Consider the following 25,650-nt stretch of genomic DNA (forward strand, 5'->3'; position numbering starts at 1 on the left):
CCATGGCAACACGCACCCGCACCCGTACCCGCACTCGTACCCTGGGCCGGATCGGCAAGGCCCTGCTGGCACCCGCGCTCGCGCTCGGCGCCACCATCGGCCTCGCCTCCGCCCCCGCCTCGGCCGCAGTCTGGAACTCCTGCGACCAGTGGGGCAACACGAGCCTCAACGGCTACACGCTCTACAACAACATCTGGGGCTCCGGCGCCGGCAGCCAGTGCATCTGGGCCAACTCCGGTACGAACTGGGGGGTCTGGGCCAACCACCCCAACACCGGCGGCATCAAGTCGTACCCCAACTCCAAGAAGGTGATCAACAAGACGATCACCTCGCTCGGCTCGCTCAACAGCAGCTACAACGTCACGGTCCCGTCGTCCGGCGCGTACAACACGTCGTACGACATCTGGGACACGGACTACGACTACGAGATCATGCTCTGGGTCAACTACAACGGAGCCGTCGGCCCGCTCGGCACCTCGCAGGGCAACGTGACGCTCGGCGGCCACACCTGGACCGTCTACAAGGGCAGCAACGGCGCGAACGAGGTCTTCTCGTTCCTGCGGACCTCCGACTCCAACTCCGGCACCGTCCAGATCCTCCCCATCCTCAAGTGGATCAAGGACACCAAGGGCTGGATGGGCAACGAGACCATCGGCGACGTACAGTTCGGCTTCGAGATCACCTCGTCGTCCGGCGGCCTGGACTTCGCCACCAACAACCTGACCGTCAGCAGCAGCTGACGTTCGACGGCGGTTGAGCCGTATACAGGTCCGAGCCGGTGCCGTACCCCCATGCGGCACCGGCTCGGGTCGTCCTACGCCGCTGCCCGGGCGTCCGGTGTCAGACGGATCAGCACGACGCCCGGGGCGCGCGGCACCGACACCCGCAGCTCGCCGCTGGACGGGTCCCAGACCGTCGTCGTCGTCGCCGCCGACGTACGGGCGGCGGACGGATGCAGGATCTCCGTGCGGACGGGTGTGTCCCGGCCCGCCAAGTGCGGGACCGGCAGCCGCACTTCGGCCTCCCCGCCCCTCCGCCACACCGAGACGTACGACGGGCCGTGTCTCTCCGGCGCCCGCAGCCCCAGTGCCAGCCGCTCGTCCGTCCAGCCCGGCAGACCGAGCGGCCAGAAGGGGACCGCGTGGGCCAGGTCCCCGCGGATCGACTTGTACGTGTCCACCGCGTCGCGTACGAGACCGAGTTGACGAGGCGTCATGCGGTCGAGGTGGCCCGACAGGTGGATGCGGCCGAGGAGGGCGCCGCCGAGGGTGAAGGTGATGAGGTCGTCGTCGTGCTCGGGCTGTGGGTAGGCCCAGACGGCGCCCTGCTCCGGCGGTACCGCCGTGGGCGCGGACGCGGCGATCGGGGGGTAGCGGAGGGGGTCCTGCTGGTCGCTGGTGGACTGGAGTTGGGAGACGGCCAGGGTGGCGCCGTCCATGCGCATGCCGCCGGAGGCGCAGTTCTCGACGACCAGGTGCGGGTAGCGGTCCAGGACGTCGGAGAGCCAGCCCAGGTAGGCGTGGGCGTGGCCGAGGAGGCCGGCGCCGGGGGAGAGGTCGCCGGGGGCGGTGGTGCCGGGGTCGATCACGATGTTGTAGTCGAGCTTGAGGTAGCCCACGCCCCAGTCGCCGACGAGGCGGTCCACCGTCTTGTCGAGGTGGGCGCGGGCGGCCGGGTGACGCAGGTCGAGCTGGTGACGGCCCTGCTCGGTCAGCCGTACGCCGTCACGCTGGAAGAAGGCCTCCGGCGGCAACTCCGCCGCCACCGGGCTGCGCACGCCCACGACCTCCGGCTCCAGCCACAGCCCGGGCACCATGCCGCGCTCCCGGATCCGTCCCAGCACGCCCCGGATCCCACCGTCGGACAGGGCACCCTCTCCGCTCGCACTGCCGCGGCCCTCCCCGACTCGGACAACCGCCTCGCTCCCGCCGCGCTCGCCGCTGTCGCCGGTTCGGGTCCCCGCCTCGCTCCGCGCGTCCTGCCCCGCCCCGGTCGACGCCCCCCTCCCGCCGCCCGCACCCCCGTCAGGGAAGCGGCGTGCCGACGGCAGCCATTCACCGACGCTGTCCCACCAGCCGCCGTCCACCGAGTCGTCGTACCAGCCGGAGTCGATGCAGAAGTACTCCGCGCCCGCGTCCGCCGCCGCGTCGATCAGCGGCAGCAGCTTCGCGGTGGTCGGGTCGCCCATCAGCGTGTTCATGTAGTCGTTGAAGATGACCGGCAGCACCTCGTGGTCCGGGTGCGGGCGGCGGACGGCCCGGCGGTAGGCGGTCAGCGCCCCCAGCGCCGCGTCCAGCCCTGATCCGTGCCCGGCTCCGGCCCCGGCGGCCGCCCCGACGGCCAGCGCCGCCGGTACCGTCGTGAACTCCTCGCCCGGCGCCAGCCGCACCCGCCACTGGTGCTCGGCGTCGGTCGGGCCGTTCAGGGCGAGGTAGGTGCCGTGCGCGCGTTCCCCCAGGTCCCAGCGCCACCCGGCCGGCGACTCCACCTGCCAGACCCACGCCCGGCCCCGGCCCCTGACCCGGCCCGGGTCTTCACTCCCGTCCCCGTCCCCGTCTCCGTTTCCATCCCCGCCTCCATCTCGGACCCCGCCCCGTTCCGTGAGCGCACCCATCGCCAGATGCCCGTCACTGGGCCAACTGCCGCGCCCGGTAAGGGAGAGCGCCGCCCGGCTGTCGTGCTGGTGGACGTCGACGCTGATGTCGGCGACCGTCGCCCGCAGCGGCTCGGCGTACCAACGGCACTCCGCGAGCCAGTCGTTGCGGGCCCGGTGCACGTCGAGGACGTCGGGGGAGGGAAGCCCGCCGAGGAGAAGGCTGCTGACGGACTGGACGACGAGGGACTCGGTGCCGTCGTTGCGGAGTCGGACGAGGGAGCGGAGGACGGCCACTCCGGTGGGGGAGGACAGCTCCACGAGGGCCGTCAACCCGGTCTCGGCGTCGTGGAGTTCGATCGTCAGTCGCTCCCAGCCGCCGCCACTGTCACGACGGTGCCCCCGGTAGGCGAGCGTCGCGCCGAACGCCGTACCGGTGAAGCGCGGCCCGGACCACCCGCTGCCGTGCCCGAACGCGGTCAACTCGACCAGCGGGAGCGCCGCTTCGGGATCGGCGGTGTCACCGGAGGGGCCGAGCCGGACCAGCCGCAGCGTTCCGTCCGCAGCCGTCGCGAACTCCGTCTCGATCGCCGCATGACCCCAAGTGAAGGCCGGTCCAGTGCGATTGAGGCCGGTCATACCGTCCATCAGGCCGCTGCCGCTGCCGCTGCCGCTGCCGCTGCCGTCGAAGTCGCTCGCACCCGAGTCCAAGTCGCTTCCCCTCCCAAGCCGTCCGTCCGTACGCCGCCCGCTCCACGCGCCATCCGCTCCGACCGCCGACCGCCGCCGGAGCCGCCCGCGTGAATCCCTCGTTACGTTCTCTTGACGCCTCCTGTGTGACCGGTCACAATCCTGGCATGAATGTGACCGGTCACACAAGGCGCCCGGCGAGCATCCGGGACGTCGCGACGGCCGCCGGGGTCTCGTACCAGACCGTCTCCCGGGTGATCAACGACCACCCCAGCGTCAAGCACACGACGCGGGAGCGGGTGCTGGCGGCCATCGACGAGCTGGGGTTCCGGCGGAACGCCACCGCGCTCGCGCTGGCCAGCGGGCGCAGCCGGGCCGTGACCGTGTTGACCGCCAACACCACGCACTACGGCTATGCCTCGATCCTCCAGGGCATCGAGGAGGCGGCGCGGGCGGCGTCGTACGCGGTCGGGATCGGTGTCCTCGAATCGGCGGACGAGGCCGCGGTCGCCGCCGAGGTGCAGCGGGCGGCGGACGCGGGCGGCGGCCTCATCGTGATCGCCTACGATCCGGCCGGTGTCGCGGCCCTGCGCGCCGTCCCCGCCGAACTCCCGGTCGTCGGCGTCGTCGAGACCCCCACGACCCCGCCCGGCGGCGACCGCCCCTGGGTGTGGACCGACGACCGCGAGGCCGCCTACGAGGCGACCCGTCACCTGCTCTCCCTCGGCCACGAGACCGTGCACTACGTCGCGATCCCGTCCAGCACCCGGCGGACGAGCGCCGCCCGTACCAGCGGCTGGCGGCAGGCGCTCAAGGAGGCCGGGGCGCCCGAACCCCGTCCGCTGCAGGGGAGTTGGGGCCCGGCGGGCGGTCACGCGGCCGGGCTCGAACTGGCGGGGGACCCGGCGGTCACCGCGATCCTCTGCGGCAACGACGACCTCGCGCTCGGGGTGCTGCGCGCGCTGCACGAGGCCGGGCGGTCGGTGCCCGGCGAGGTGAGCGTCGCCGGGTTCGACGACGCCCCGCACTCCGCCTATCTGACCCCGTCCCTGACGACCGTACGCCTGGACTTCACCGGCCTCGGCCGGGCCGCGTTCGCCCTGCTGCACGGGGTGGTGGAGGAGTCCGCGCAGATCGCCCCGCACCCCGTCTCCGTACCCGAACTGGTGGTGCGGGAGAGCGCGGGGCCACCGCCCGCCCGGGCCTGAGCAACCCCGTACACCTCATACGCCCCCTACACCTCGGTCGAACACCCCGTCCGCGCACAGCTGTTCCGCATCCTGCCCTGCCCTGGACCACCCTGTTCTCGAAAGGCCGCGATGAAGACAAAGGCTCTCCCGACGCTGTCCCTCATATGTGCCCTCGGCCTGGCCGCCACCGCGTGCAGCGATCCCACGGCGGGGACCTCGGGCGCGGACACGGACACCCAGCAGTCGGCCGTCGACCCCACCGCCCGGCTCGACGGCGTGAAGCTGACCATGTGGACCGCGCAGAACACGGTGACCGCGCCCAAGCAGGTCATCGACGCCTTCGAGAAGGCCACCGGCGCCGAGGTCGAGACCCAGCCGGTGCCGGACCCCTACGAGTCGAACGTGCCGACGAAGCTGGCCTCCGGCGACCGCCCCGACCTGATGTTCTGGCAGCCGTCCATCTCCACGCTCCCCTTCATCCAGCCACGGCAGAACCTCCTCACCCTCGACGGCGAGGAGTGGGTCTCCCAGCTCGGCGACACCGAGAAGACGCTCGGCGTCATCGACGGCAAGCGGTACGCGGCGATCGTCACCAGCCCCGCGATGCTCGGCGTCTACTACAACAAGGACGTCTTCGAGCAGGCGGGCATCGCCGAGAAGGACTTCCCGAAGTCGTACGACGAGCTCCTCGCCCTCGGCCACAAGGTCGTCGACGACACTGACGCGGCCGCCTTCTACGAGGCCGGCGGCGACAAGTGGCCCCTGCAGTGGCAGATGCAGGTGCAGCTCACCGACCTCGACAAGCAGTGGTGGGCGGACCTGAACGAGAACAAGGAGAAGTGGACCGACCCGGTCGTCGTCGGAGCGATCAAGAAGTACAAGGAGAAGCTGCTCGACGCCGGGCTCGCGCAGAAGAACCACCGGACCGGCACCTTCACCGGCCAGGCCGACGCGCTGTGGAAGGGCGAGGCCGGCATGGTCCTCAACGTCACGTCCTTCCAGAGCCAGTTGCAGGCCAAGTACTCCACCGCCGAGATCGACAAGAGGATCGGCTGGTTCCCGATCGCCAACTCCGCCGCCACCGGCCTGTATTCGCCCGACCAGACCAACGGCGTGGTCGCCTTCAAGACGGGTGACGAGAAGCGGCAGAACGCGGCCCGGCAGTTCCTCGCCTTCTGGCTCGGTCCCGACTACCCCGACTACATCAAGGCGATGAAGATCCCGTCCGTGCAGCCCTCCGTGCCCACCCCGGACGGCCTCCCTCAGGCGTCGAAGGCCCAGGTCGCGGCCCTGCCCACCGCCATCGGCGTCTTCCAGGCCAAGGCGATCGTCGCCCCGGACACACACCTGTACCTCGCCGACATGCTCTTCGACAAGAAGAGCCCGCAGCAGGTCGCCCAGGCCATCCAGGACCAGTTCGCGCAGGTGGCCAAGGCCCAGGGCGCGCCCGGCTTCTAGCCGGAGGGAGAGACAGGGCTTCCGATGGCGGACACGGCCGTACGTACGCGCAAGAAGGCACCCACGAGAAGCGAACCCCGGCGGGCGGGGCGGCTGCCCCGGGCCGCCGTGCACCACCCCTGGTGGTTCGCGCTCCCCGCGGTCATCGTCTTCGCGGGCTTCTTCCTGGTGCCCAACCTGCTCAACTTCTACTACCCGTTCACCAACTGGTCCTCGTACCACCCGGACATCGCCTTCACGGGCCTCGACAACTTCACGACCATCGCCGCCGACGGCACCCTCGTCCGCGCGATCCGTACCACCCTGCTGTACGCGCTGCTCGCGGCCGTCTTCCAGAACGGCTTCGGGCTGGTGCTGGCCCTGCTGCTGGAGGACGACACCCGCTTCAACCGGTTCTTCCGTGCCGTCTTCTTCCTGCCGGTGCTCATCTCGGCCCTCGCCACGGGGTACGTCTTCCAGGCGCTCCTCGACCAGGACGGCGCGGTCAACTCGCTGCTCGGCACGGACGTTCCCTGGCTGGGCTCGACGACGTGGACGCTCGTCGTCGTCACCCTCATCCACGGCTGGAAGTGGATGGGCCTGTCGATGCTGATCTATCTGGCGGGGCTGAAGGGCATCCCCGGCGACATGCTCGAAGCCGCGCGGATGGACGGAGCCGGGCCCTGGCGGACGTTCTGGTCGGTGCGCTGGCCGATGCTGGCCCCGGCCCTCACCTTCAACGTCACCACGGCGCTCATCGGCTCGATGAACACCTTCGACATCGTGCAGGCCACGACCGGCGGGGGGCCCGCCGCCTCCACCGAGGTCTTCAACATCTACATGTTCCGGATCTTCGGCCAGGGCCTGTACGCACAGGCGTCCGCGATGAGCCTCGTCCTCTTCCTGGTCGTGGTCGCCGTCGCGATTCCGCTGGTCATCGGATTGCGCCGAAGGGAGCAGCTGCTGTGAACCCTCCCGTGCCCCGGCTCTGGCGGTACGGCCGCCCCGCCCTCGTCCTCCTCCTCGCCGCTCTCGCCGTCGGCGTCCCCCTCTGGCTGGTCCTCGTCACCTCCGCCAAGCCGCAGGCGGAGGCCATCGAGCCGAACCTCGACCCGCCGGAGCACTGGCAGCCCGGCGCCAACTACGACGACGCCGTCGCCCAGGGCGAGATGCTGCGCGGTCTTCTCAACTCCCTGCTGGTCGTGGTCCCTTCGGTGGTCCTCGTGCTGATCCTCGGCGCGGGCGCCGCCTGGGTCTTCGCGCGCCGCAGGTCGAAGCTGGTCTCGGCGGCGTACGCGCTGTGCATCAGCGGTCTGCTGCTGCCACCGGCCGTCATCACCATCGTGATGGAGCTGCGGCAGCTCGGGCTGGCCGGCACCCGGCCCGGAATGATCGCCGTCTACACCGGGATGTACCTCTCCACGTCGATCTTCTTCATGACGGGCTTCATCCGCGCCATCCCCATGGAGCTGGAGGAGGCGGCCCGGATCGACGGGGCGAAACCGCTGAGGATCTTCGCGCGGATCGTCCTTCCCCTCCTCCGGCCGGTCATCGCCACCGCGACGATCATGGTGATGCTCTACGCCTGGAGCGACATCTTCTACGCCTTCTTCGTCCTCGGCGGCGGCGACCGGGCCACCCTCCCGCTCAACCTCTACAAGGTCGCGAGCGCCCAGCTCTACCTCAACAACTGGCACCTCGTCTTCGCGTACGTCGTGGTGATGAGCCTGCCGATGGTCGCCGTCTTCCTCGTCGGCCAGCGAAAGATCGTGTCCGGAATCACCAGTGGAGCCGTCAAATGACCGGAGGTCCAGCAGCGTGATCACCCCCACCCGCACGAGAGCCCGCACCCGGATCCGCACCAGGTCTCGTACGAGAACCGCCCTGGTCACCGCACTACTTGGAGTCACCGCCATGGCAGGCACCCTCCCCGCCACCGGGGCGTCCGCGGCGGCCGCCGCGGACCCGCAGCGCCTCACCGTCGACCTCTCCGCCTCCGAGGGCCCGGTGATGCTCGGCGCCAACGGCGCGCTGTACGGGCTCAGCGACGACGGGGTGCCCAGCGACGCGGCCCTCGCCCCCTTGAAGATCACCAGCATCTCGCAGAAGCCGGAGGGCGGCGCCCAGCACCCCAACGGCGACGCGCTGACCGTCTCCAAGTCGTTCTTCCGCAACGGCGGCGGCGAGATCAACGTGATGATGCAGGACATCTACGCCAAGTGGCCCTACGAGGACCTCGGCATCGACGACTACCTCCCCAAGGTCGACAAGATCGTCAAGGAGGTCTCGGCCGACCCGAACAGCGACCGCTTCGTCTACATCCCGTTCAACGAGCCCGACCAGATCTGGTACAAGCTCGACGTCGCCGACCAGGCTCAGTACGAGGTCAACCGCGACCGGTTCTTCCGGGACTGGAAGACGGTGTACGAGCGCATCCGAGCCATCGACCCGGACGCGCGGATCGCCGGCCCCAACGAAGCGGGCTACCACACACGCCTGTTGAAGGACTTCCTCGCCTTCGCCAAGCGCGAGAACGTCCTGCCCCAGGTGATGACCTGGCACGAGCTGGGCTCCGGCTCCCTGCGGGACTTCCAGGCCCACTACGACGACTACCGCGCCCTGGAGCGGGCGGCGGGCATAGCCCCGCTGAAGATCAACATCGACGAGTACGCCAACCGGCGCGACCTCTCCGTCCCCGGCCAACTCGTCCAGTGGGTCTCGATGTTCGAGCGGAACAAGGTGTACGCCAACCAGGCGTACTGGGACGCCGCGGGCAACATGGACGGCAACGTCGTCCGCTCCAACATCCCCAACGGCGGCTGGTGGTTCTTCCGCTGGTACGCGGGCCTGACCGGCGACACCGTCAAGGTCACCCCGCCGCAGGCGAACACCATCGACACCCTCCAGGGTCTCGCCTCCCTCGACGCCTCCCGCCGCCAGGCCCAGGTCCTGCTCGGCGGCGCCGCCGGTGACACGGACGTCGTGGTCGAGAAGGTCTCCCGTTCCCTGTTCGGCCGTACGGTCACCGCGACCGTCGCCGAGGCCGCCTGGTCCGGCTACGAGGGGCAGCACGCGACCCCGCGCGTCCTCTCCCGCACGAAGGTGAGGATCGCGGACGACGGCACGGTGACCGTCCCGCTGCGCGGCCTGCACAAGATGTCCGCCTACCGCGTCGTCCTCACCCCGGGCGGCTCCGGCACCCCGACGACCCCGTCCGTCCCCTGGACCGCCTCCTACGAGGCCGAGGACGCCGCGATCACCGACGGCAAGGTCTACACCCAGGGCACCGTCAGCAACGCCAACGGCTACGCGGCCTCCGGCACCAAGGACGTCGGCTCGCTCAACCAGGTCGGCAGCAAGGTGGACTTCACCGTGTCGGTGCCGAAGGACGGCACGTACGACCTGGCGATCCTGTACGGCAACCAGTCCGGGACCCCGGCCACCCAGAAGCTGATCGTCGACGGCGGCGACCCGGTCACCGTCACCTACCCCTCCACCGAGAACTGGACCTACCGCGCCAAGAAGGACGTCACCGTCCGACTTCCGGCGGGGACGCACCGGTTGACCCTCGCCAAGGGCGACACCGAGGTCACCCTCGACCGGATCGACCTCACCGCCCGCACCGCCGAGCCCTCCGCCTCCTACGAGGCCACGCTCGCCGACATCAGCGGGAAGCCGTCGTACGACTACGCCTCGTCAGCGGGTGTCGGCACCGGCGCGCTCGGCTTGCGCTCCGGCGACAAGGCGGTCTTCGACGTGTACGCCCCGCGCGACGGCTACTACCGGGTGGTGCCCCGGGCGTCCGCGCCGGTGAAGCTCGCCCTGCACGGGCAGTCGGTGGCGGCGGTGCCCGACCGGCCGCTGCGGCTGTACCTCGTGGCCGGCAACAACCGGATCACCGCGACCGCCAAGCACACCGCCGTCCGCTCCCTCGACGTCACCGGCGCCGGCTCGACCACGGGCACGCTCGCGTACGAGGGCGCCTCGGCCACGCTCGCGGGCGGAGCCAGGCTCGTCGACTCCGCGCACGCCTCGGCCGGGTCGTACATCGGCTGGCTCGGCAACAGCGCGGACAGCACCGCCGAGTTCACGGTGAACGCCCCCACGTCCGGCCGCTACGTCCTGGTCGTCCACTACGCGCACAACGACCGCCGCGACAACGGCCACTCGTACAACACCGACATCATGTCCCGTACGGCGGACATCACGGTCGGGGACGGTGCGCCGCGCACGGTCACCTTCAAGAACACCTGGGGCTGGGACGACTACTGGACCGTGGGCGTCCCCGTCGACCTGGAGAAGGGCGCCAACAAGGTGACCTTCGGCAACGCGGGCGCGTGGGCGCCGAACATCGACCGGATCGAGGTGGGCCGGGTCGTCGGCTAGGACACGCCGGACCTCGGCCACCGGTGGGCGCGCGGGTGGCCGAGGTCCTGTCGTGCCCGAGAGCGTCAGGCCCGGTCGACCTCGGCCCGCAGCGCGTTGTAGTCGGTGAAGGCCGCCTCGACGTCGGCCCGGGTCAGGCCGTACCGGGCCAGGTCATAGCGATGAGGGCGGGAGCCCTTGGGGCGGGCGACGATCCCGGGGAGCCGGGCGGCGTCGGCGTCGGTCCACCGGGCGCCGACGGCCTCGTAGAGCTTCGGGGCGCCCGTGGCCGGGTCGGAACCGAGCCAGGAGTACGGGACGTCCACCAGCGCCTCGCGGGGGATGGCGGCCCGGGCCGCGAGCGCGCGCTCCATGGAGCGGCTCAGCAGTTCGAGCCACTGGGCGCCGAGGACGTGCAGGTCGAGGGGGCGGAGGGTGCCGACCATGCCCTGCTCGACCAGGCTGCAGAACGACCCGACGACGGTCGCCGGGTCCCGGTGGGTCCACACGATCGTGGCGTCGGGGAAGACCGCGCGCAGGGCGTCGAGGTTCCCGAGATGCATGGGGGACTTGAGCATCCAGCGGCGGCGTGGGCGACCGTACTGGAGCACCTGGTAGACCTGCTTGAGGTAGCCGTAGTCCGGGACGAAGTCCCGCTCGAAGTGCCAGGCCTGGTACTGCGGTATGCGGGCCTGGGACAGGGGCACCAGGGCGTGCGGCAGGACGAAGGTGCACTCCTCGGGGCCCTCGGCGGTCATGGGGTGGATGTCCTGGAAGCGCGGGGCGAACAGGTTGATGCCGCCGACCCAGCGGCGCGTGGACGTGATCGCCTTCCGCCGCCGCTCGGGTGACGTGTGGAGGTCGGGCGCGAGCAGCTCCCACAGCAGCGGGCAGCGGTGCTCGTCCGAGATCGACAGCACGCCGTGGGTGAGTGTGGTGGCGGTGCGCGGCAGACCGACCACGAACACCGGCCGCTCGATGGTCTCCTGCTCGATCTCCGGGTGTTCGGCGATCAGCCGCCGGACGCGGGCCCGGTTGGTGAGATGCCTGCGCAGATGGGCCTGGGCGGACTGCCAGCCGACGGCGGTGAGGTCGGCGTCGCCCGCCCAGTGGCGCAGCAGGAACCGGAAGCCGTCGGTGAACTCCTCGTCCCCGTCCGCCTGTCCGGCCTTGGCGACGATCCGGTCGAAGACCCGGTCCGGGTCGCGTCGGGAGCCGAGCGTCGGCCGGAGTAACAGATTGGCCAGGGAGAGGGACAGGGGAGTGGAGGTCATCGAGGAGATCCCTTCGGGTGCGGGGGCCGGATGATCCGGGTCCGGGTCCGGGTCCGGGCGCGGGGGCCGGACGATCCGGGTCCGGGCGTGGTGCCGTCGGCGGTCGGCCCGGTGCGGCGCCCGCCGGTGATCATCCTGCCGCGCGGGCTACCTCCCGGCTCCCCGGGGGTGCGGTCGCGCCCGCCCCGTCCCCGTACCGTGCCCGCAGCTCCGACAGCACACCGGACACCGCCGCCGTGAGCGGCACGGCGAGGAGCATGCCGAGGATGCCGGCGATGGAGGCCCCGGCCGTGAGGGCCAGCAGAATGGCCGCCGGGTGCATCTGCACGGTCCGGCTGTGGATCATCGGCTGGAGCACGTTCCCTTCGAGGATCTGCACGGCGAAGACGACCCCGACCGCCCACAGCGCCGTCACCAGGCCCCGGTCCGCGAACGCGACGAGGATCGCCACCGCGCCCGACAGGAACGAGCCCAGATACGGGATGTACGCGCCGACGAACACCAGCGCGCCGAGGCCGATCGCGCCCGGCACCTGGAGTATCAGCAGACCGATGGCGATACAGGCGCCGTCGATGAAGGCGATGAGCGTCGTTCCCCGCATATAGCCCTCGATGGCCCGGAACGCGCGCCGGGCCATCACCTCCAGGGTGTCACCGGAGCCGCGCGGCGCGAGCGAGTGCAGGGAGGCGACCGCCTTGTCGGAGTCGCGCAGGAAGAAGAACATCAGCAGCATCGCCAGGATGGCCATCGCGACGAACTCACTGACCGCGCTGACCCCGGTGAGCACCCCGGAGGCCGCGGTGCCGCCGAACTTCGACAGCAGCTCCTTCGCGTTCTTCGCGAGGTCGTCCAGCGAGGTCCCCGCGAGCCCGAACTCGTCGCTGAGGGACTTCGCCGCGTCCCTGAGCGAGGTGATGATCTGGTCACCGGTGTCGATCAGCGCGGCCACCACGATGTACGCGGCCCCGCCCATCACCACCACCACGGCGGCACAGGTCAGCCCGGCGGCAAGGGACTTGTTGAACTTCATCGCGACCAGCCGCCGGTAGAACGGACCCAGCAGCGCCGTACCGAGCAGCGCGATCAGCATCGGCGTGACCGCCGTCTGGAACGTCACACAGATCCACACGCCCACCGAGACGACACCCGTCACCAGCAGCGTGAGCGCGCTCCACACGGCGATGTGCCGCGCGGGCCCCGGCAGGAAACCACGGGGGACCCCCTCGTCCGACCGCGCGAGGGCCCTCGGCGCCTCCACGTACCCGCCGGTGGTGCGTATCGTCGTACGCGTCCGATGGACCGGTCTGCGCGCGGGTCCGCCCCTGCGGCCCGGCCGTCCCCCGCGGGTTCCGCGAGAGTCTCCCGTACGGCTGTTCATCCTCTGTCATCTCCACTCGCTCAGAGGTCGCGCACACCCCTGAGGATCATGGGATGGCCATGGCGCCATAGCGTAGACCCGGCCGGCGAACGGTGATCGGGCCGGTCCGCCACCTCTGCGAGGTGGTCTCCCGCACCCAGGGCAGCAGCAGCCGCTCCGCGACCACCAGCACCTGGAACAGCGCCACGCTCATCACGCCCGGCAGGGCCACCCCCGCACAGGCGCCTACTCGGCGATCGGCAACGACACCCCGTCCCGCAGGAACACCGGAATCCGCTCCAGCGGAGCATCCACGGTCACGGACGCACCGCCCTCGTACGTCTCCCCGGTCCACGCGTCGGTCCACCGCGCTCCCGCCGGAAGGTACGTCGTCCACCGCGTCACCCCCGCCTCCAGCACCGGCGCGACCAGCACATCCCGCCCGAACAGATACGCGTCGTCGACCGACCAGGCCCGCTCGTCCTCCGGGAACTCCAGGAACAGCGGCCGCATCACCGGCAGCCCCTCCTCATGGGCCTCCCGCATCACCCGCAGCACATACGGCTTCAGCCGCTCCCGCAGCCGGAGGTAGTCCTCCAGGATCGCCCCGGCCTCCTCCCCGTACGACCAGACCTCGTTGGGCCCCCCGGTCATCGCCGGACCCAGCGGCATACCGGGCTCACGGAAGCCGTGCAGCCGCATCAGCGGCGAGAACGCGCCGAACTGGAACCAGCGCACCATCACCTCGCGGTACGCCGGATCATCGGGGTCGCCGCCGTGGAAGCCGCCGATGTCGGTGTTCCACCAGGGAATGCCGGACAGCGCCGTGTTGAGGCCCGCCGCGATCTGCTGGCGCAGGGCCGTGAAGTCCGTGCCGATGTCACCGGACCACAGCGCGGCGCCCCACCGCTGACTGCCCGCCCACGCCGAACGGTTGAGGGAGACGATCTCGTCCTCGCCGGCCGCCCTCAGCCCCTCGTAGAAGGTGCGGGCGCTCTCGGCCGGGTACATGTTGCCGACCTCCAGGCCGGGCCCCGCCCAGTAGCGCAGGTTCTCCTGGAAGCCCGGCTTGATCTCCGGCTCGCAGGCGTCCAGCCAGAACGCCTTGATGCCGTACGGCTCCAGGTAGTTCTCCTTCACCCGCGACCACACGAACTCCCGTGCCTCCGGGTTCGTCGCGTCGTAGAAGGCGACCTGGACCGTCGACGCGACCCCCTTGTCCGGCCAGTCGGCGTGCGCCATCGGGCCGTACTGCGTCCCGATGAAGTAGCCGCGCTGCTCCATCACAGGGTGGTTCTCGCTCAGCGGCGACACCGACGGCCACACGGACACCACCAGCTTGATGCCCAGCTCGTCCAGCTCCCGGACCATGGCCGCAGGGTCGGGCCACTCGGCGAGGTCGAACTTCCACTCGCCGAGATGCGTCCAGTGGAAGAAGTCGCAGACGATGACGTCGATGGGCAGACCCCGCCGCTTGTACTCCCGTGCCACGGCGAGGAGTTCGTCCTGAGTGCGGTAGCGCAGCTTGCACTGCCAGAAGCCGGCCGCCCACTCGGGCAGCATCGGCGTACGGCCCGTCGCCGCGCTGTAGCGGCGCTGCGCGTCGGCCGGATCGCCCGCGGTGATCCAGTAGTCGATCTGCCGGGCGGAGTCGGCGACCCAGCGGGTGCCGTTGCCGGCCAGCTCGACACGGCCGATCGCCGGGTTGTTCCACAGCAGGGTGTAGCCGCGGCTGGAGGTGAGCACCGGGATGCCGACCTCGGCGTTGCGCTGGACCAGGTCGAGCACCAGGCCCTTCTGGTCGAGCCGCCCGTGCTGGTGCTGCCCGAGGCCGTACAGCTTCTCGTCGTCGTACGCGGCGAAGCGCTGCTCCAGGCGGTGGTGGCCGTTGCCGACGGCCGTGTAGAGGCGCGATCCGGGCCACCAGAAGTGGGCGCGGGCCTCCGACAGCAGCTCGCCGCCGTCGGCGGTGCGCGTGTACCGGATCAGGCCCTCGGCGTCGACCTCGACGGTGAGCGCGCCGACGGTCAGCCGGCCCAGGCCGTCCTCGATCTTGACGCTGCTCTCGGTGCTCTCCGCCTCGTCGAGCAGGGCGCCCGGCAGCCCGTCGAGGACCGGGCCGCCCAGGCGGGCGCGGACCCGGACCGCGTCCGGGCCCCAGGGCTCGATCCGCAGGGTCTCCTGGCGTCCGCTCCACTCCAGGGCGCCGTCCCGCTCACGGAACGTGCCGACGGTGGGGGAGGACTGGGCGAGGCTGACCGCGCCCGTCGGGGTCTGGTTCTCGGCAGGCTGATTCACGGGAGGTCTCCTGGAAGGGAGGAGTGGCGGCACACCCGGCACGGCTCCGGCCGCCGGGCTGTGGGGGAGGAGGAGGGAGCCGTACGGCGACTTCCGAACGGCGGCTTGCGTGCGGCGGCTCGCGTACGACGGGGGCTCAGCCGGTGGTGGACAGCGGTCCCGTGCTCGCGCGGACCGTCAACTCGGGGGCGAGGAGCACCACTTCGTCGGTGTCCCGGCCCTCCAGCTTGGCGACCAGCTGCTCCACGGCCCGTCGGCCCATCTCCTGGGCGGGGATGGCGACGGAGGTCAGCCGTACCGAGGCCTGCACGGCGACCTGGTCCGGGCAGACCGCGATCACCGAGACGTCCTCCGGCACCGCGCGCCCCTGCTGCCGCAACAGCGCGAGCAGCGGCTCCACCGCGGACTCGTTCTGCACGACGACCCCCGTGGTGCCCGGGCGTTCGTCGAAGATCCGGGCCAGGGTCGCGGCCATCGCGTCGTAGCCGCCCCCGCAGGGGCGGTGCAGCACGCGCATGCCCAGCTCCTTCGCCCGGGACCGGAGTCCGTCGAGGGTGCGCTCGGCGAAACCGGTGTGCCGTTCGTACACCGCGGGCGCCTCGCCGATGACGGCGATGTCGCGGTGGCCGAGCATCGCCAGATGCTCCACGCACAGCGCACCCGTCGCCCCGAAGTCGAGGTCGACGCAGGTCAGGCCGCTGGTGTCGGCGGGCAGTCCGATGAGCACCGACGGCTGGTCGGTGCCGCGCAACAGCGGCAGCCGTTCGTCGTCGAGCTCCACGTCCATCAGGATCATCGCGTCGGCGAGCCCGCTGCCGGTGACCCGGCGCACCGCGTCGGGGCCCTCCTCGCCGGTGAGCAGCAGCACGTCGTAGCCGTACGTACGGGCGGTGGTGGCCACCGCTATGGCGATCTCCATCATCACCGGGACGTACATGTCGGTGCGCAGCGGGACCATCAGGGCGACGATGTTCGACTTGTTGCTCGCCAGGGCGCGGGCCCCCGCGTTCGGGTGGTAGCCGAGCTCCTGGATGCTCCGCTCGACCCGCTGCCGGGTGCCCGCGGAGATGGACCGCTTGCCGCTGAGGACATAGCTCACCGTGCTCGCCGAGACTCCGGCGTGCTGGGCGACCTCGGCGAGGGTGACCATCCAGCTCTCCAAGCGTGTTTAAGCGCTTCGACAGAGCGCTATCTCTGAACAGGGGCGAGTGAGGGTGGCTCGACAGTAGCTCGGCGGTGAGTGGGTGTCCATAGGTTGTCGAAGCGCTTCGATAATTCGCCGGACGCCCAAGGGGGTGGTGGGGGTGTTGTGGGGCGGGCGCGGGTGAGTGGGGGGCTTCTCTCGCAGTTCCCCGCGCCCCTCCGGGGCGCTCCTGTGTCCCCAGTTTAGAACTCGACTTTGGAACTCGACGGCAACTTCAGGAGGGGCGGTGGCGACCAGGTCGCGTATGTGTTCACCCCTGGAAGGAAACACCGATGTCGCACCGTCGCCCACGCCTGACCCGTACGGCCAAGATCGGCGCGGCCGCGGTCACCGCGCTCGCGGTCGGGGCCTCCGTGACCGTGGCGACGGCGGGGGAGGAGGCCAGGAGATGCACGGACTTCGACACGATCACGCTGGGCAAGTACTACGTGAACAACAACGTCTGGAACAGGGAGAAGGCCGTCGGCACCCAGTGCGTCTGGGACAACTCCCGGTCGGGCTCGACCATCTCGTGGGGAACGAGCTACAGCCTCGCCAACTCCGGCACGGGCATGGACCACGACGTGAAGTCGTACGCGAGCAGCGTGCTCGGCTGGCACTGGGGCTGGAAGGTCGACAAGGCGGCCACCGGGCTGCCGATCCGTGTCGGTGACCGCAAGGCCGTGAAGACCGGCTGGGAGTTCTCGGTCGGCTCCGACCCCGGCACCATGAACGTCGCCTACGACCTGTGGCTGCACTCCAAGAACACCGCGGACTGGCAGGACCGGCCCACCGACGAGGTCATGATCTGGCTCAACCGGCAGGGCGGCGCGGGACCGCTCGGCACCAGGTACGGGAGCGTCAGCCTCGGCGGGGCGATGTGGGACATCCACACCGGTGACATCGGCTGGAAGGTGTATTCCTTCGTCCGCCGCACCAACACCACCAAGGCCACGCTCAACCTCGACGACTTCACCCAGGCCCTGGTCCGCCGCAAGCTGCTGAGCGGCGACAAGTACGTCTCCGGCATCGAGGCGGGCACCGAGGTCTTCAAGGGAACCGGCCGCCTGGACACGAAGGCGTACTCGGTGGACATCGGCTGAGCGGGGGAGTGCGGGAGCGCGCTCGCGCGCCTGCCGAAGAGGTCGAACGCTCGGCCGATCGCGCACGCGAGGGGTGGCGGGGTCACTCCGGATCGGGTACCAACGATCGAGTAGCACCCATCGGTAACCCTTCAGGTACCCATCCGGTACGAGATCCCGATTCGCGGCGAGGTGAGCCTCATGTCCGCACCACCCCTCAAGAAGCCCGTCGTCACAGAACGTGAGGCCCGCCAGGTGGCGGAGGCCGCCCGGGAGCGGGACTGGCGCAAGCCCAGCTTCGCCAAGGAACTGTTCCTGGGCCGGTTCCGCCTCGACCTCATCCACCCCCACCCGCTGCCCACCGACGAGGCCGTCCGGCGCGGCGAGCAGTTCCTGGCCAAGCTCCGCGCCTTCTGCGAGACGAAGGTCGACGGCGCCCTGATCGAGCGCGAGGCCCGTATCCCCGACGAGGTCGTCAACGGCCTCAAGGAGCTCGGCGCCCTCGGCATGAAGATCGATCCCAGGTACGGCGGTCTCGGCCTCACCCAGGTGTACTACAACAAGGCGCTGGCCCTGGTGGGCTCGGCCAGCCCGGCGATCGGCGTCCTGCTCTCGGCGCATCAGTCGATCGGCGTACCGCAGCCGCTGAAACTGTTCGGCACCCCCGAGCAGAAGGAGCGGTTCCTGCCGCGCTGCGCCCGCACCGACATCAGCGCCTTCCTCCTCACCGAGCCCGACGTGGGCTCCGACCCGGCCCGGCTCGCCACGAGCGCGGTGCCCGACGGCGACGACTACGTCCTCGACGGGGTGAAGCTGTGGACGACGAACGGCGTGGTCGCCGACCTCCTCGTCGTCATGGCGCGGGTGCCGAAGTCGGACGGGCACAAGGGCGGCATCACCGCCTTCGTCGTGGAGAGCGACTCGCCCGGCGTCACCGTCGAGAACCGCAACGCGTTCATGGGCCTGCGCGGCATCGAGAACGGCGTCACCCGTTTCCACCAGGTCCGGGTCCCCGCCGCCAACCGCATCGGCCCCGAGGGCGCGGGCCTGAAGATCGCCCTCACCACCCTCAACACCGGCCGGCTCTCGCTCCCGGCGTCCTGCGTGGCCGCCGGCAAATGGTGCCTGAAGATCGCCCGTGAGTGGTCGGCGGCCCGTGAGCAGTGGGGCAAGCCGGTCGCCCACCACGAGGCGGTCGGCCAGAAGATCTCCTTCATCGCCGCCACCACCTTCGCCCTGGAAGCGGTGCTGGACCTCTCCTCCCAGATGGCCGACGAGGACCGCAACGACATCCGTATCGAGGGCGCCCTCGCCAAGCTCTTCGCCTCCGAGATGGGCTGGAAGATCGCCGACGAGCTGGTCCAGATCCGCGGCGGCCGGGGCTTCGAGACGGCCGATTCGCTCCGGGCGCGCGGCGAACGGGCCGTCCCCGCCGAGCAGATGCTGCGCGACCTGCGCATCAACCGGATCTTCGAGGGCTCCACGGAGATCATGCACCTGCTGATCGCCCGCGAGGCCGTCGACGCCCACCTCTCCGTGGCCGGCGACCTCATCGACCCGGAGAAGTCCCTCTCCGACAAGGCGAAGGCGGGCGCGAACGCGGGCGTCTTCTACGCCAAGTGGCTGCCCAAGCTGGTCGCGGGACCGGGCCAACTCCCGCGCACCTACGGCGACTTCCACCCGGCGGGCCACCCCGACCTCTCCACCCATCTGCGCTACGTCGAGCGCAACGCCCGCAAGCTCGCCCGCTCCACCTTCTACGCCATGTCCCGCTGGCAGGGCCGCATGGAGACCAAGCAGGGCTTCCTGGGCCGGATCGTCGACATCGGCGCCGAACTCTTCGCGATGAGCGCGGCGGTCGTCCGCGCGGAACTGCTCCGCACCACCGAGGGCCACGGCCGTGAGGCCTACCAGCTCGCCGACGTCTTCTGCCGCCAGTCCCGCATCCGCGTCGAGGAACTCTTCGGCCGCCTGTGGAGCAACACCGACGACCTCGACCACAAGGTGGTCAAGGGCGTCCTCGGCGGCGCGTACGAGTGGCTGGAGCAAGGCGTGATCGACCCGTCGGGAGAGGGCCCGTGGATCGCGGACGCGACGCCCGGCCCCAGCGAGAAGGAGAACGTCCACCGCCGCATCCGGTGACATCCCACATCCCCCGCGCCCCTTAACGGGGCGCGGGGGGACTGCGCGACCAGCCACAGCCGGCCCGCAGCCCGCGAACGACCCTCCCCCGCAGCGCCTGGCGGTACCGGTCTTCACGCGTGCTTCACAAACGGAGAAAGCGCATCGTCAAGGCGCATCGCACGAAGTGGGTCATCAGTGGGGCGCGCGGTCCTGCCGGACACCGGATGCGGCCACAATGGGGGGATGAGCGACAGTCCAGCCCCTCTCGCCGATCCGCATCTCGTCTTCGACCCGGTCGACGGCGCACGGGACGTAGTGATCCTCGGATCGACCGGCTCGATCGGCACCCAGGCCATCGACCTCGTCCTGCGCAACCCGGACCGCTTCCGCGTGACCGGGCTCTCCGCCGCCGGAGGGAGGGTGGAGCTGCTGGCCGAGCAGGCGCACCGCCTGCGCGTGCGGACCGTCGCCGTCGCCCGCCGGGACGTCGTACCGGCGCTGCGCGAGGCCCTGACCGCCGCGTACGGCGCGGGGGAGCCCCTCCCCGAGATCCTCGCCGGCCCGGACGCGGCCACCGAGCTCGCCGCCTCCGATTCCTCGCGGTGCCACACCGTTCTCAACGGCATCACCGGCTCCATCGGCCTCGCCCCGACCCTCGCCGCCCTGGAGGCGGGCCGCACCCTCGCGCTCGCCAACAAGGAGTCGCTCATCGTCGGCGGCCCGCTGGTGAAGGCGGTGGCGAAGCCGGGCCAGATCATCCCGGTCGACTCCGAGCACGCCGCCCTCTTCCAGGCCCTCGCCTCCGGCACCCGGGCCGACGTGCGCAAGCTCGTCGTCACCGCCTCCGGAGGCCCGTTCCGGGGCCGTACGAAGGCGGAACTGGCGGACGTGACGCCCGCCGACGCCCTCGCGCACCCCACCTGGGCCATGGGCCCGGTCATCACCGTGAACTCCGCGACCCTGGTCAACAAGGGCCTGGAGGTCATCGAGGCACACCTCCTCTACGACATTCCCTTCGACCGCATTGAGGTCGTCGTGCATCCCCAGTCGTATGTCCACTCGATGGTTGAGTTCACGGACGGATCGACGATGGCCCAGGCGACGCCCCCCGACATGCGCGGGCCCATCGCCATCGGCCTCGGCTGGCCGCAGCGCGTCCCGGACGCCGCGCCCGCCTTCGACTGGACCAAGGCGTCCACCTGGGAGTTCTTCCCCCTCGACAACGACGCGTTCCCGTCGGTCGGGCTCGCCCGGCACGTGGGGGAACTCGCGGGCACCGCCCCGGCGGTGTTCAATGCGGCCAACGAGGAGTGCGTCGACGCGTTCCTGCACGGGGGTCTCCGGTTCGACGCGATCATGGAGACCGTCACGCGGGTCGTCGAGGAGCACGGCACCCCCGGAACGGGAACTTCCCTGACCGTGGCGGACGTCCTCGAAGCGGAGACCTGGGCGCGCGCCAGGGCCCGTGAACTGACCACCTCGACCACTTCGACAGGCAAACCCACCGAGCGGACGACCGCGGAGGCCCGTGCATGACGACCCTGATGTTCATCCTCGGCATAGTGGTCTTCGTGATCGGCCTGGCGTTCTCGATCGCGTGGCACGAGCTGGGCCACTTCTCGACCGCCAAACTCTTCGGTGTCCGCGTGCCCCAGTTCATGGTGGGCTTCGGCCCGACCATCTGGTCGCGCAAGAAGGGCGAGACCGAGTACGGCGTCAAGGCGATCCCGCTCGGCGGCTTCATCCGCATGATCGGCATGATCCCGCCCGGCGAGGACGGCCGGATCGAGAGCCGCTCGACCTCCCCGTGGCGCGTGATGATCGAGGACGCCCGCGCGGCCTCCTTCGAGGAGCTCCAGCCCGGCGACGAGAACCGCCTCTTCTACACGCGCAAGCCCTGGAAGCGCGTCATCGTGATGTTCGCCGGACCCTTCATGAACCTGGTCCTGGCCTTCGTGATCTTCCTCGGCGTGATGATGACCTTCGGCGCCCAGACCCAGACGACCACGGTCAGCAAGGTCTCGGACTGCGTCATCTCCGCCAGTGAGAACCGCTCCAAGTGCAAGGGCAGCGACAAGGAGGCCCCCGCCAAGGCGGCCGGCCTGGAGCCCGGCGACAAGATCATCGCCTTCAACGGCACGCCCGTGGAGAACTGGTCCTCCCTGCAGGCCGACATCCGCGACAACCCCGGCAAGCAGATCACGCTCACCGTGGACCGCAAGGGGCAGCAGGTCGATCTGACCCCCACCCTCATCAAGAACCAGGTCAGCCAGACCGACGGCCAGGGCGGCTACGTCCAGGACAAGTACGTGTACGCCGGCTGGCTCGGCTTCACCCCCGCCTCCGACATCCTCCCGCTGTCCTTCGGCGAGTCCGTGGACCGCATGGGCGACATGATGGAGAACGGCGTCGAGTCCCTGCTCTCCCTGCCCGCCAAGGTCCCCGCCCTGTGGGACGCCACCTTCGGCGACGGCGAGCGCGAGGCCGACTCGCCCATGGGCGTGGTCGGCGCGGCCCGCGTCGGCGGTGAGATCTTCACCATGGACATCCCCGCCACCCAGCAGCTCGCCAGCTTCCTCATCCTGCTCGCCGGCTTCAACCTCTCCCTCTTCCTGTTCAACATGCTCCCGCTCCTCCCGCTCGACGGCGGGCACATCGCGGGCGCCCTGTGGGAGTCGCTGCGCCGCAACGCGGCCAAGGTGCTGCGCCGCCCCGACCCCGGCCCGTTCGACGTGGCGAAGCTGATGCCCGTCGCGTACGTCGTGGCCGGAATCTTCGTCTGCTTCACCCTCCTGGTGCTGATCGCGGACCTCGTGAACCCGGTGCGCATCTCGTAGTCACCCGTGGTTCACGGCGGCCGGGCACACTCACGGAGTGGGCCCGGCCGCCGTCGTACCGGTACGTCCGCCGACCTGTGCCCGAACGCCGCGGCGAGTCTCCCCAACGGGTGGGTTTACGGACGGTGATGTGCTCGGGCCCATGCCTGTGCCGTAATCTCGAAGCCCGGAGCCCGCCCGTACCGGGAACCGATCCTGATCCACAACTTGGGGTTGCACAGCAGATGACTGCGATTTCTCTCGGCATGCCGTCCGTTCCGACCAAGCTCGCCGAGCGCCGGAAGAGCCGGCAGATCCAGGTCGGGTCCGTGGCGGTCGGCGGAGACGCGCCGGTCTCGGTCCAGTCGATGACCACCACGCGTACGTCGGACATCGGCGCCACGCTGCAGCAGATCGCCGAGCTGACGGCCTCCGGCTGCCAGATCGTCCGCGTCGCCTGCCCCACGCAGGACGACGCCGACGCCCTCCCGGTGATCGCCCGCAAGTCGCAGATCCCGGTCATCGCCGACATCCACTTCCAGCCGAAGTACGTCTTCGCCGCGATCGAGGCCGGCTGCGCCGCAGTCCGCGTCAACCCCGGCAACATCAAGCAGTTCGACGACAAGGTCAAGGAGATCGCGAAGGCGGCGGCCGAACACGGCACCCCGATCCGCATCGGCGTCAACGCCGGCTCCCTGGACCGCCGCCTCCTCCAGAAGTACGGCAAGGCCACCCCCGAGGCGCTGGTCGAGTCCGCCCTCTGGGAGGCCTCCCTCTTCGAGGAGCACGGCTTCCGGGACATCAAGATCTCGGTCAAGCACAACGACCCGGTCGTCATGGTCAACGCGTACCGCCAGCTGGCCGCCCAGTGCGACTACCCCCTCCACCTCGGCGTCACGGAGGCGGGCCCCGCCTTCCAGGGCACCATCAAGTCGGCGGTGGCCTTCGGCGCGCTGCTCTCCGAGGGCATCGGCGACACGATCCGGGTCTCCCTGTCGGCCCCGCCGGTCGAGGAGATCAAGGTCGGCAACCAGATCCTCGAATCCCTCAACCTCCGCCAGCGCGGCCTCGAAATCGTCTCCTGCCCCTCCTGCGGCCGCGCCCAGGTCGACGTCTACAAGCTCGCCGAAGAGGTCACCGCCGGCCTCACCGGTATGGAGGTCCCCCTCCGCGTGGCCGTCATGGGCTGCGTCGTCAACGGCCCCGGCGAGGCCCGCGAGGCCGACCTCGGCGTCGCGTCCGGCAACGGCAAGGGCCAGATCTTCGTCAAGGGCGAGATCATCAAGACCGTCCCCGAGTCCAAGATCGTCGAGACCCTCATCGAGGAGGCGATGAAGATCGCCGAACAGATGGAGGCCGACGGCATCACCTCGGGCGAGCCGACGGTGGCGGTAGCGGGCTGAGGGGCCGCTCTTCTCTGGAAGGGGCCGCAGGCCCTCTTCCAGGGGTGCGGGGCTGTATCCGATGTGCGGCTCCGCCGCGTGGGCGCGACAAGCCCCGACGCACGCGCACCCGCCAAAGCGCAGTAGCCACCGAGCTACCAGGCGCCCCGGCCGCGGCGCAGCCGCAGGGCGCCCCGCACAGCCCGGCAGGGTATCGTGCGGAGACCAGCGCAGACCCCAGGGTGAGGCCCCCGCACGTGTTGACCCAGACCACCACCAGGGTCCTCGAACCGAGTGACCTGGACGCCGCACTCGCCGTCCTGGACCGAGACCCCGTCGCGAACGCCTTCGTGACGTCCCGCGTCCAGGTCGCCGGCCTGGACCCCTGGCGACTCGGCGGCGAGATGTGGGGCTGGTACGAGGATGGCGCCCTGACGTCCCTCTGCTACGCCGGCGCCAACCTCGTCCCCATCTGCGCCACCCCCCGCGCCGTGCGCGCCTTCGCCGACCGCGCCCGCCGGGCCGGCCGCCGCTGCTCCTCGGTCGTCGGCCCCGCCGAATCCACCGCCCAGCTCTGGCGGCTGCTGGAACCCAGCTGGGGCCCGGCCCGCGAGGTCCGCTCCCACCAGCCCCTCATGGTCACCGACCGGCTCCCCGACCCCGCCGAGGTCACCCCCGACCCGTACGTCCGCCGGATCCGCAAGGACGAGATGGACGCGATCATGCCGGCGTGCGTGGCGATGTTCACCGAAGAGGTAGGCGTCTCCCCGCTGGCCGGCGACGGAGGCCTCCTCTACCAGGCCCGAGTCGCCGAACTCGTGGGCTCCGGCCGCTCCTTCGCCCGCCTCGGCCCCGACGGCCGCGTCGTCTTCAAGGCCGAGATCGGCGCGGCGACGCCCCAGGCCTGCCAGATCCAGGGCGTCTGGGTGGCCCCCGAACACCGCGGCCAGGGCCTGGCCGCCCCCGGCATGGCAGCGGTCCTCCGCTACGCGCTGGCCGACGTGGCCCCGCTGGTCAGCCTCTACGTCAACGACTACAACACGGCGGCGAGGCGCACGTACCAGCGGGTGGGCTTCCAGGAAGTGGGCGCGTTCATGAGCGTCCTGTTCTGAGGAACCGGCCTCCCCGTTCGACCTCCCAGCGCCGGGCACGGTGCGCGCCCTTCGGGGGCGCGGGGCTGTCCCGACACGCGGCTCCGCCGCGTGGGGCGCGACCGGCCACAACCAACCCGCACCCCGCGGACAACCCGAACCCCCCTGTAGCATCCGCAACATGAGCCTCGTCATCGGCCCCTTGGACCTCTCCGCCCACGTAGACGAGGCCCTAGCCGTCCAAGCCGTCGCCTTCGGCCTGGGCCCCGACGAGGTGGCCGTACGCCGCCACATCGTCCTCCGCCACATGACCTACCCGGGGGCACGAGCACTCGGCGCCACGGTCGACAACCGCCTCGTCGGCTTCGTCTACGGCATGCCCAACGACCGCACCCACTGGTGGTCCACCGTCGTCGAGCCCTACCTCCGCGCCCTCGGCCACGAACACTGGCTGGACGACTCCTTCGTGATCACCGAACTGCACGTCCACCCCCGCCACCAGAACCACGGCGTCGGCCGCGCCCTCATCACCACCATCACCGACAGCGCGACCGAACCCCGCTCGATCCTCTCCGCGATCGACGTCGACAGCCCGGCCCGCGCCCTGTACCGGTCCCTCGGCTACACGGACCTGGCCCGCCAGGTCGTCTTCCCCAGCGCCCCCAAGCCGTACGCGGTGATGGGTGCCCCCCTGCCGCTGCGCCGCAGGTGACCGCCGTACCGCCCCCTGCCGCCACCGCCGGATTTCCACGGGCCCGTACCACCCGG

18 protein-coding genes are annotated in these 25,650 nt (G+C 70.7%); 13 read left to right on the forward strand and 5 right to left on the reverse strand.

Translation table 11 applies throughout. The features are described 5' to 3' along the window. The first annotated feature begins 2 nt into the window (after positions 1-2). Complete coding sequence (locus OG272_RS35385) at positions 3-740, forward strand: GH12 family glycosyl hydrolase domain-containing protein (RefSeq protein ID WP_327727599.1); 738 nt, start codon at positions 3-5, stop codon at positions 738-740. A gap of 74 nt (positions 741-814) precedes the next feature. On the opposite strand, the gene OG272_RS35390 is transcribed toward OG272_RS35385, so the two are convergent. Beyond that, positions 815-3,241: an alpha-galactosidase gene (locus OG272_RS35390; RefSeq protein WP_405896112.1), complete on the reverse strand. Its 2,427-nt coding sequence runs from the start codon at positions 3,239-3,241 to the stop codon at positions 815-817. 209 nt (positions 3,242-3,450) lie between these two features. Here OG272_RS35390 and OG272_RS35395 point away from each other — a divergent pair, with 209 nt between their 5' ends. The 5 genes from OG272_RS35395 (at position 3,451) to OG272_RS35415 (ending at position 10,296) form a co-directional block, all read left to right on the forward strand. Then, the gene (locus OG272_RS35395; RefSeq protein WP_326576549.1) at positions 3,451-4,491 is read left to right on the forward strand and encodes a LacI family DNA-binding transcriptional regulator; all 1,041 of its coding nucleotides are present in this window, start codon (positions 3,451-3,453) and stop codon (positions 4,489-4,491) included. A 111-nt stretch (positions 4,492-4,602) separates the two neighbouring features. Continuing rightward, positions 4,603-5,931, forward strand: a complete 1,329-nt coding sequence (locus OG272_RS35400; RefSeq protein ID WP_326576548.1) for an ABC transporter substrate-binding protein — start codon at positions 4,603-4,605, stop codon at positions 5,929-5,931. A gap of 24 nt (positions 5,932-5,955) precedes the next feature. Then, a complete protein-coding gene (locus OG272_RS35405) occupies positions 5,956-6,879 on the forward strand; it encodes a sugar ABC transporter permease (RefSeq protein ID WP_326576547.1) in 924 nt (307 codons plus the stop codon). A gap of 8 nt (positions 6,880-6,887) precedes the next feature. Further along, positions 6,888-7,712, forward strand: a complete 825-nt coding sequence (locus OG272_RS35410; RefSeq protein WP_326585598.1) for a carbohydrate ABC transporter permease — start codon at positions 6,888-6,890, stop codon at positions 7,710-7,712. A gap of 112 nt (positions 7,713-7,824) precedes the next feature. After that, positions 7,825-10,296: a CBM35 domain-containing protein gene (locus tag OG272_RS35415; RefSeq protein ID WP_327727598.1), complete on the forward strand. Its 2,472-nt coding sequence runs from the start codon at positions 7,825-7,827 to the stop codon at positions 10,294-10,296. A gap of 65 nt (positions 10,297-10,361) precedes the next feature. Here the strand turns inward: OG272_RS35415 and OG272_RS35420 are convergent, their stop codons facing one another. From OG272_RS35420 to OG272_RS35435, 4 genes are all read right to left on the reverse strand, one after another. Beyond that, positions 10,362-11,549, reverse strand: coding sequence for a sulfotransferase (locus tag OG272_RS35420; protein ID WP_327727597.1), 1,188 nt, complete (start codon positions 11,547-11,549; stop codon positions 10,362-10,364). 130 nt (positions 11,550-11,679) lie between these two features. Continuing rightward, positions 11,680-12,726, reverse strand: coding sequence for an AI-2E family transporter (locus OG272_RS35425; protein ID WP_326585597.1), 1,047 nt, complete (start codon positions 12,724-12,726; stop codon positions 11,680-11,682). A 426-nt stretch (positions 12,727-13,152) separates the two neighbouring features. Then, positions 13,153-15,204, reverse strand: coding sequence for a glycoside hydrolase family 31 protein (locus OG272_RS35430; protein WP_327727596.1), 2,052 nt, complete (start codon positions 15,202-15,204; stop codon positions 13,153-13,155). 136 nt (positions 15,205-15,340) lie between these two features. Continuing rightward, complete coding sequence (locus OG272_RS35435; protein ID WP_326576539.1) at positions 15,341-16,354, reverse strand: LacI family DNA-binding transcriptional regulator; 1,014 nt, start codon at positions 16,352-16,354, stop codon at positions 15,341-15,343. Positions 16,355-16,680: 326 nt separating this feature from the next. Between OG272_RS35435 and OG272_RS35440 the strand changes: the two genes are divergently transcribed. The 7 genes from OG272_RS35440 (at position 16,681) to OG272_RS35470 (ending at position 25,594) form a co-directional block, all read left to right on the forward strand. Beyond that, positions 16,681-17,490 carry a GH12 family glycosyl hydrolase domain-containing protein gene (locus OG272_RS35440; RefSeq protein ID WP_327727595.1) on the forward strand — a complete coding sequence of 270 codons (810 nt, stop codon included), beginning with the start codon at positions 16,681-16,683 and terminating at the stop codon, positions 17,488-17,490. A gap of 180 nt (positions 17,491-17,670) precedes the next feature. Beyond that, a complete protein-coding gene (locus OG272_RS35445; protein ID WP_326576536.1) occupies positions 17,671-19,611 on the forward strand; it encodes an acyl-CoA dehydrogenase family protein in 1,941 nt (646 codons plus the stop codon). A 225-nt stretch (positions 19,612-19,836) separates the two neighbouring features. Further along, the gene (gene dxr / locus OG272_RS35450) at positions 19,837-21,129 is read left to right on the forward strand and encodes a 1-deoxy-D-xylulose-5-phosphate reductoisomerase (RefSeq protein WP_326576534.1); all 1,293 of its coding nucleotides are present in this window, start codon (positions 19,837-19,839) and stop codon (positions 21,127-21,129) included. Continuing rightward, entirely contained in the window at positions 21,126-22,430 is a 1,305-nt protein-coding gene (locus OG272_RS35455) for a site-2 protease family protein (protein WP_326576532.1), read from the forward strand. The genes dxr and OG272_RS35455 overlap by 4 nt, the downstream gene beginning before the upstream one ends. A 224-nt stretch (positions 22,431-22,654) precedes the next feature. After that, positions 22,655-23,812, forward strand: a complete 1,158-nt coding sequence (ispG, locus tag OG272_RS35460) for a flavodoxin-dependent (E)-4-hydroxy-3-methylbut-2-enyl-diphosphate synthase (protein WP_326576530.1) — start codon at positions 22,655-22,657, stop codon at positions 23,810-23,812. Positions 23,813-24,048: 236 nt separating this feature from the next. Further along, positions 24,049-24,903 (forward strand): GNAT family N-acetyltransferase, encoded by an 855-nt coding sequence (locus OG272_RS35465; protein ID WP_326576528.1) that lies wholly within the window; start codon positions 24,049-24,051, stop codon positions 24,901-24,903. A 160-nt stretch (positions 24,904-25,063) separates the two neighbouring features. Next, the gene (locus OG272_RS35470; protein ID WP_326576526.1) at positions 25,064-25,594 is read left to right on the forward strand and encodes a GNAT family N-acetyltransferase; all 531 of its coding nucleotides are present in this window, start codon (positions 25,064-25,066) and stop codon (positions 25,592-25,594) included. Positions 25,595-25,650: the final 56 nt, after the last annotated feature.

It is taken from the genome of Streptomyces sp. NBC_00104 (assembly GCF_045160825.1).
Taxonomy (GTDB): domain Bacteria; phylum Actinomycetota; class Actinomycetes; order Streptomycetales; family Streptomycetaceae; genus Streptomyces.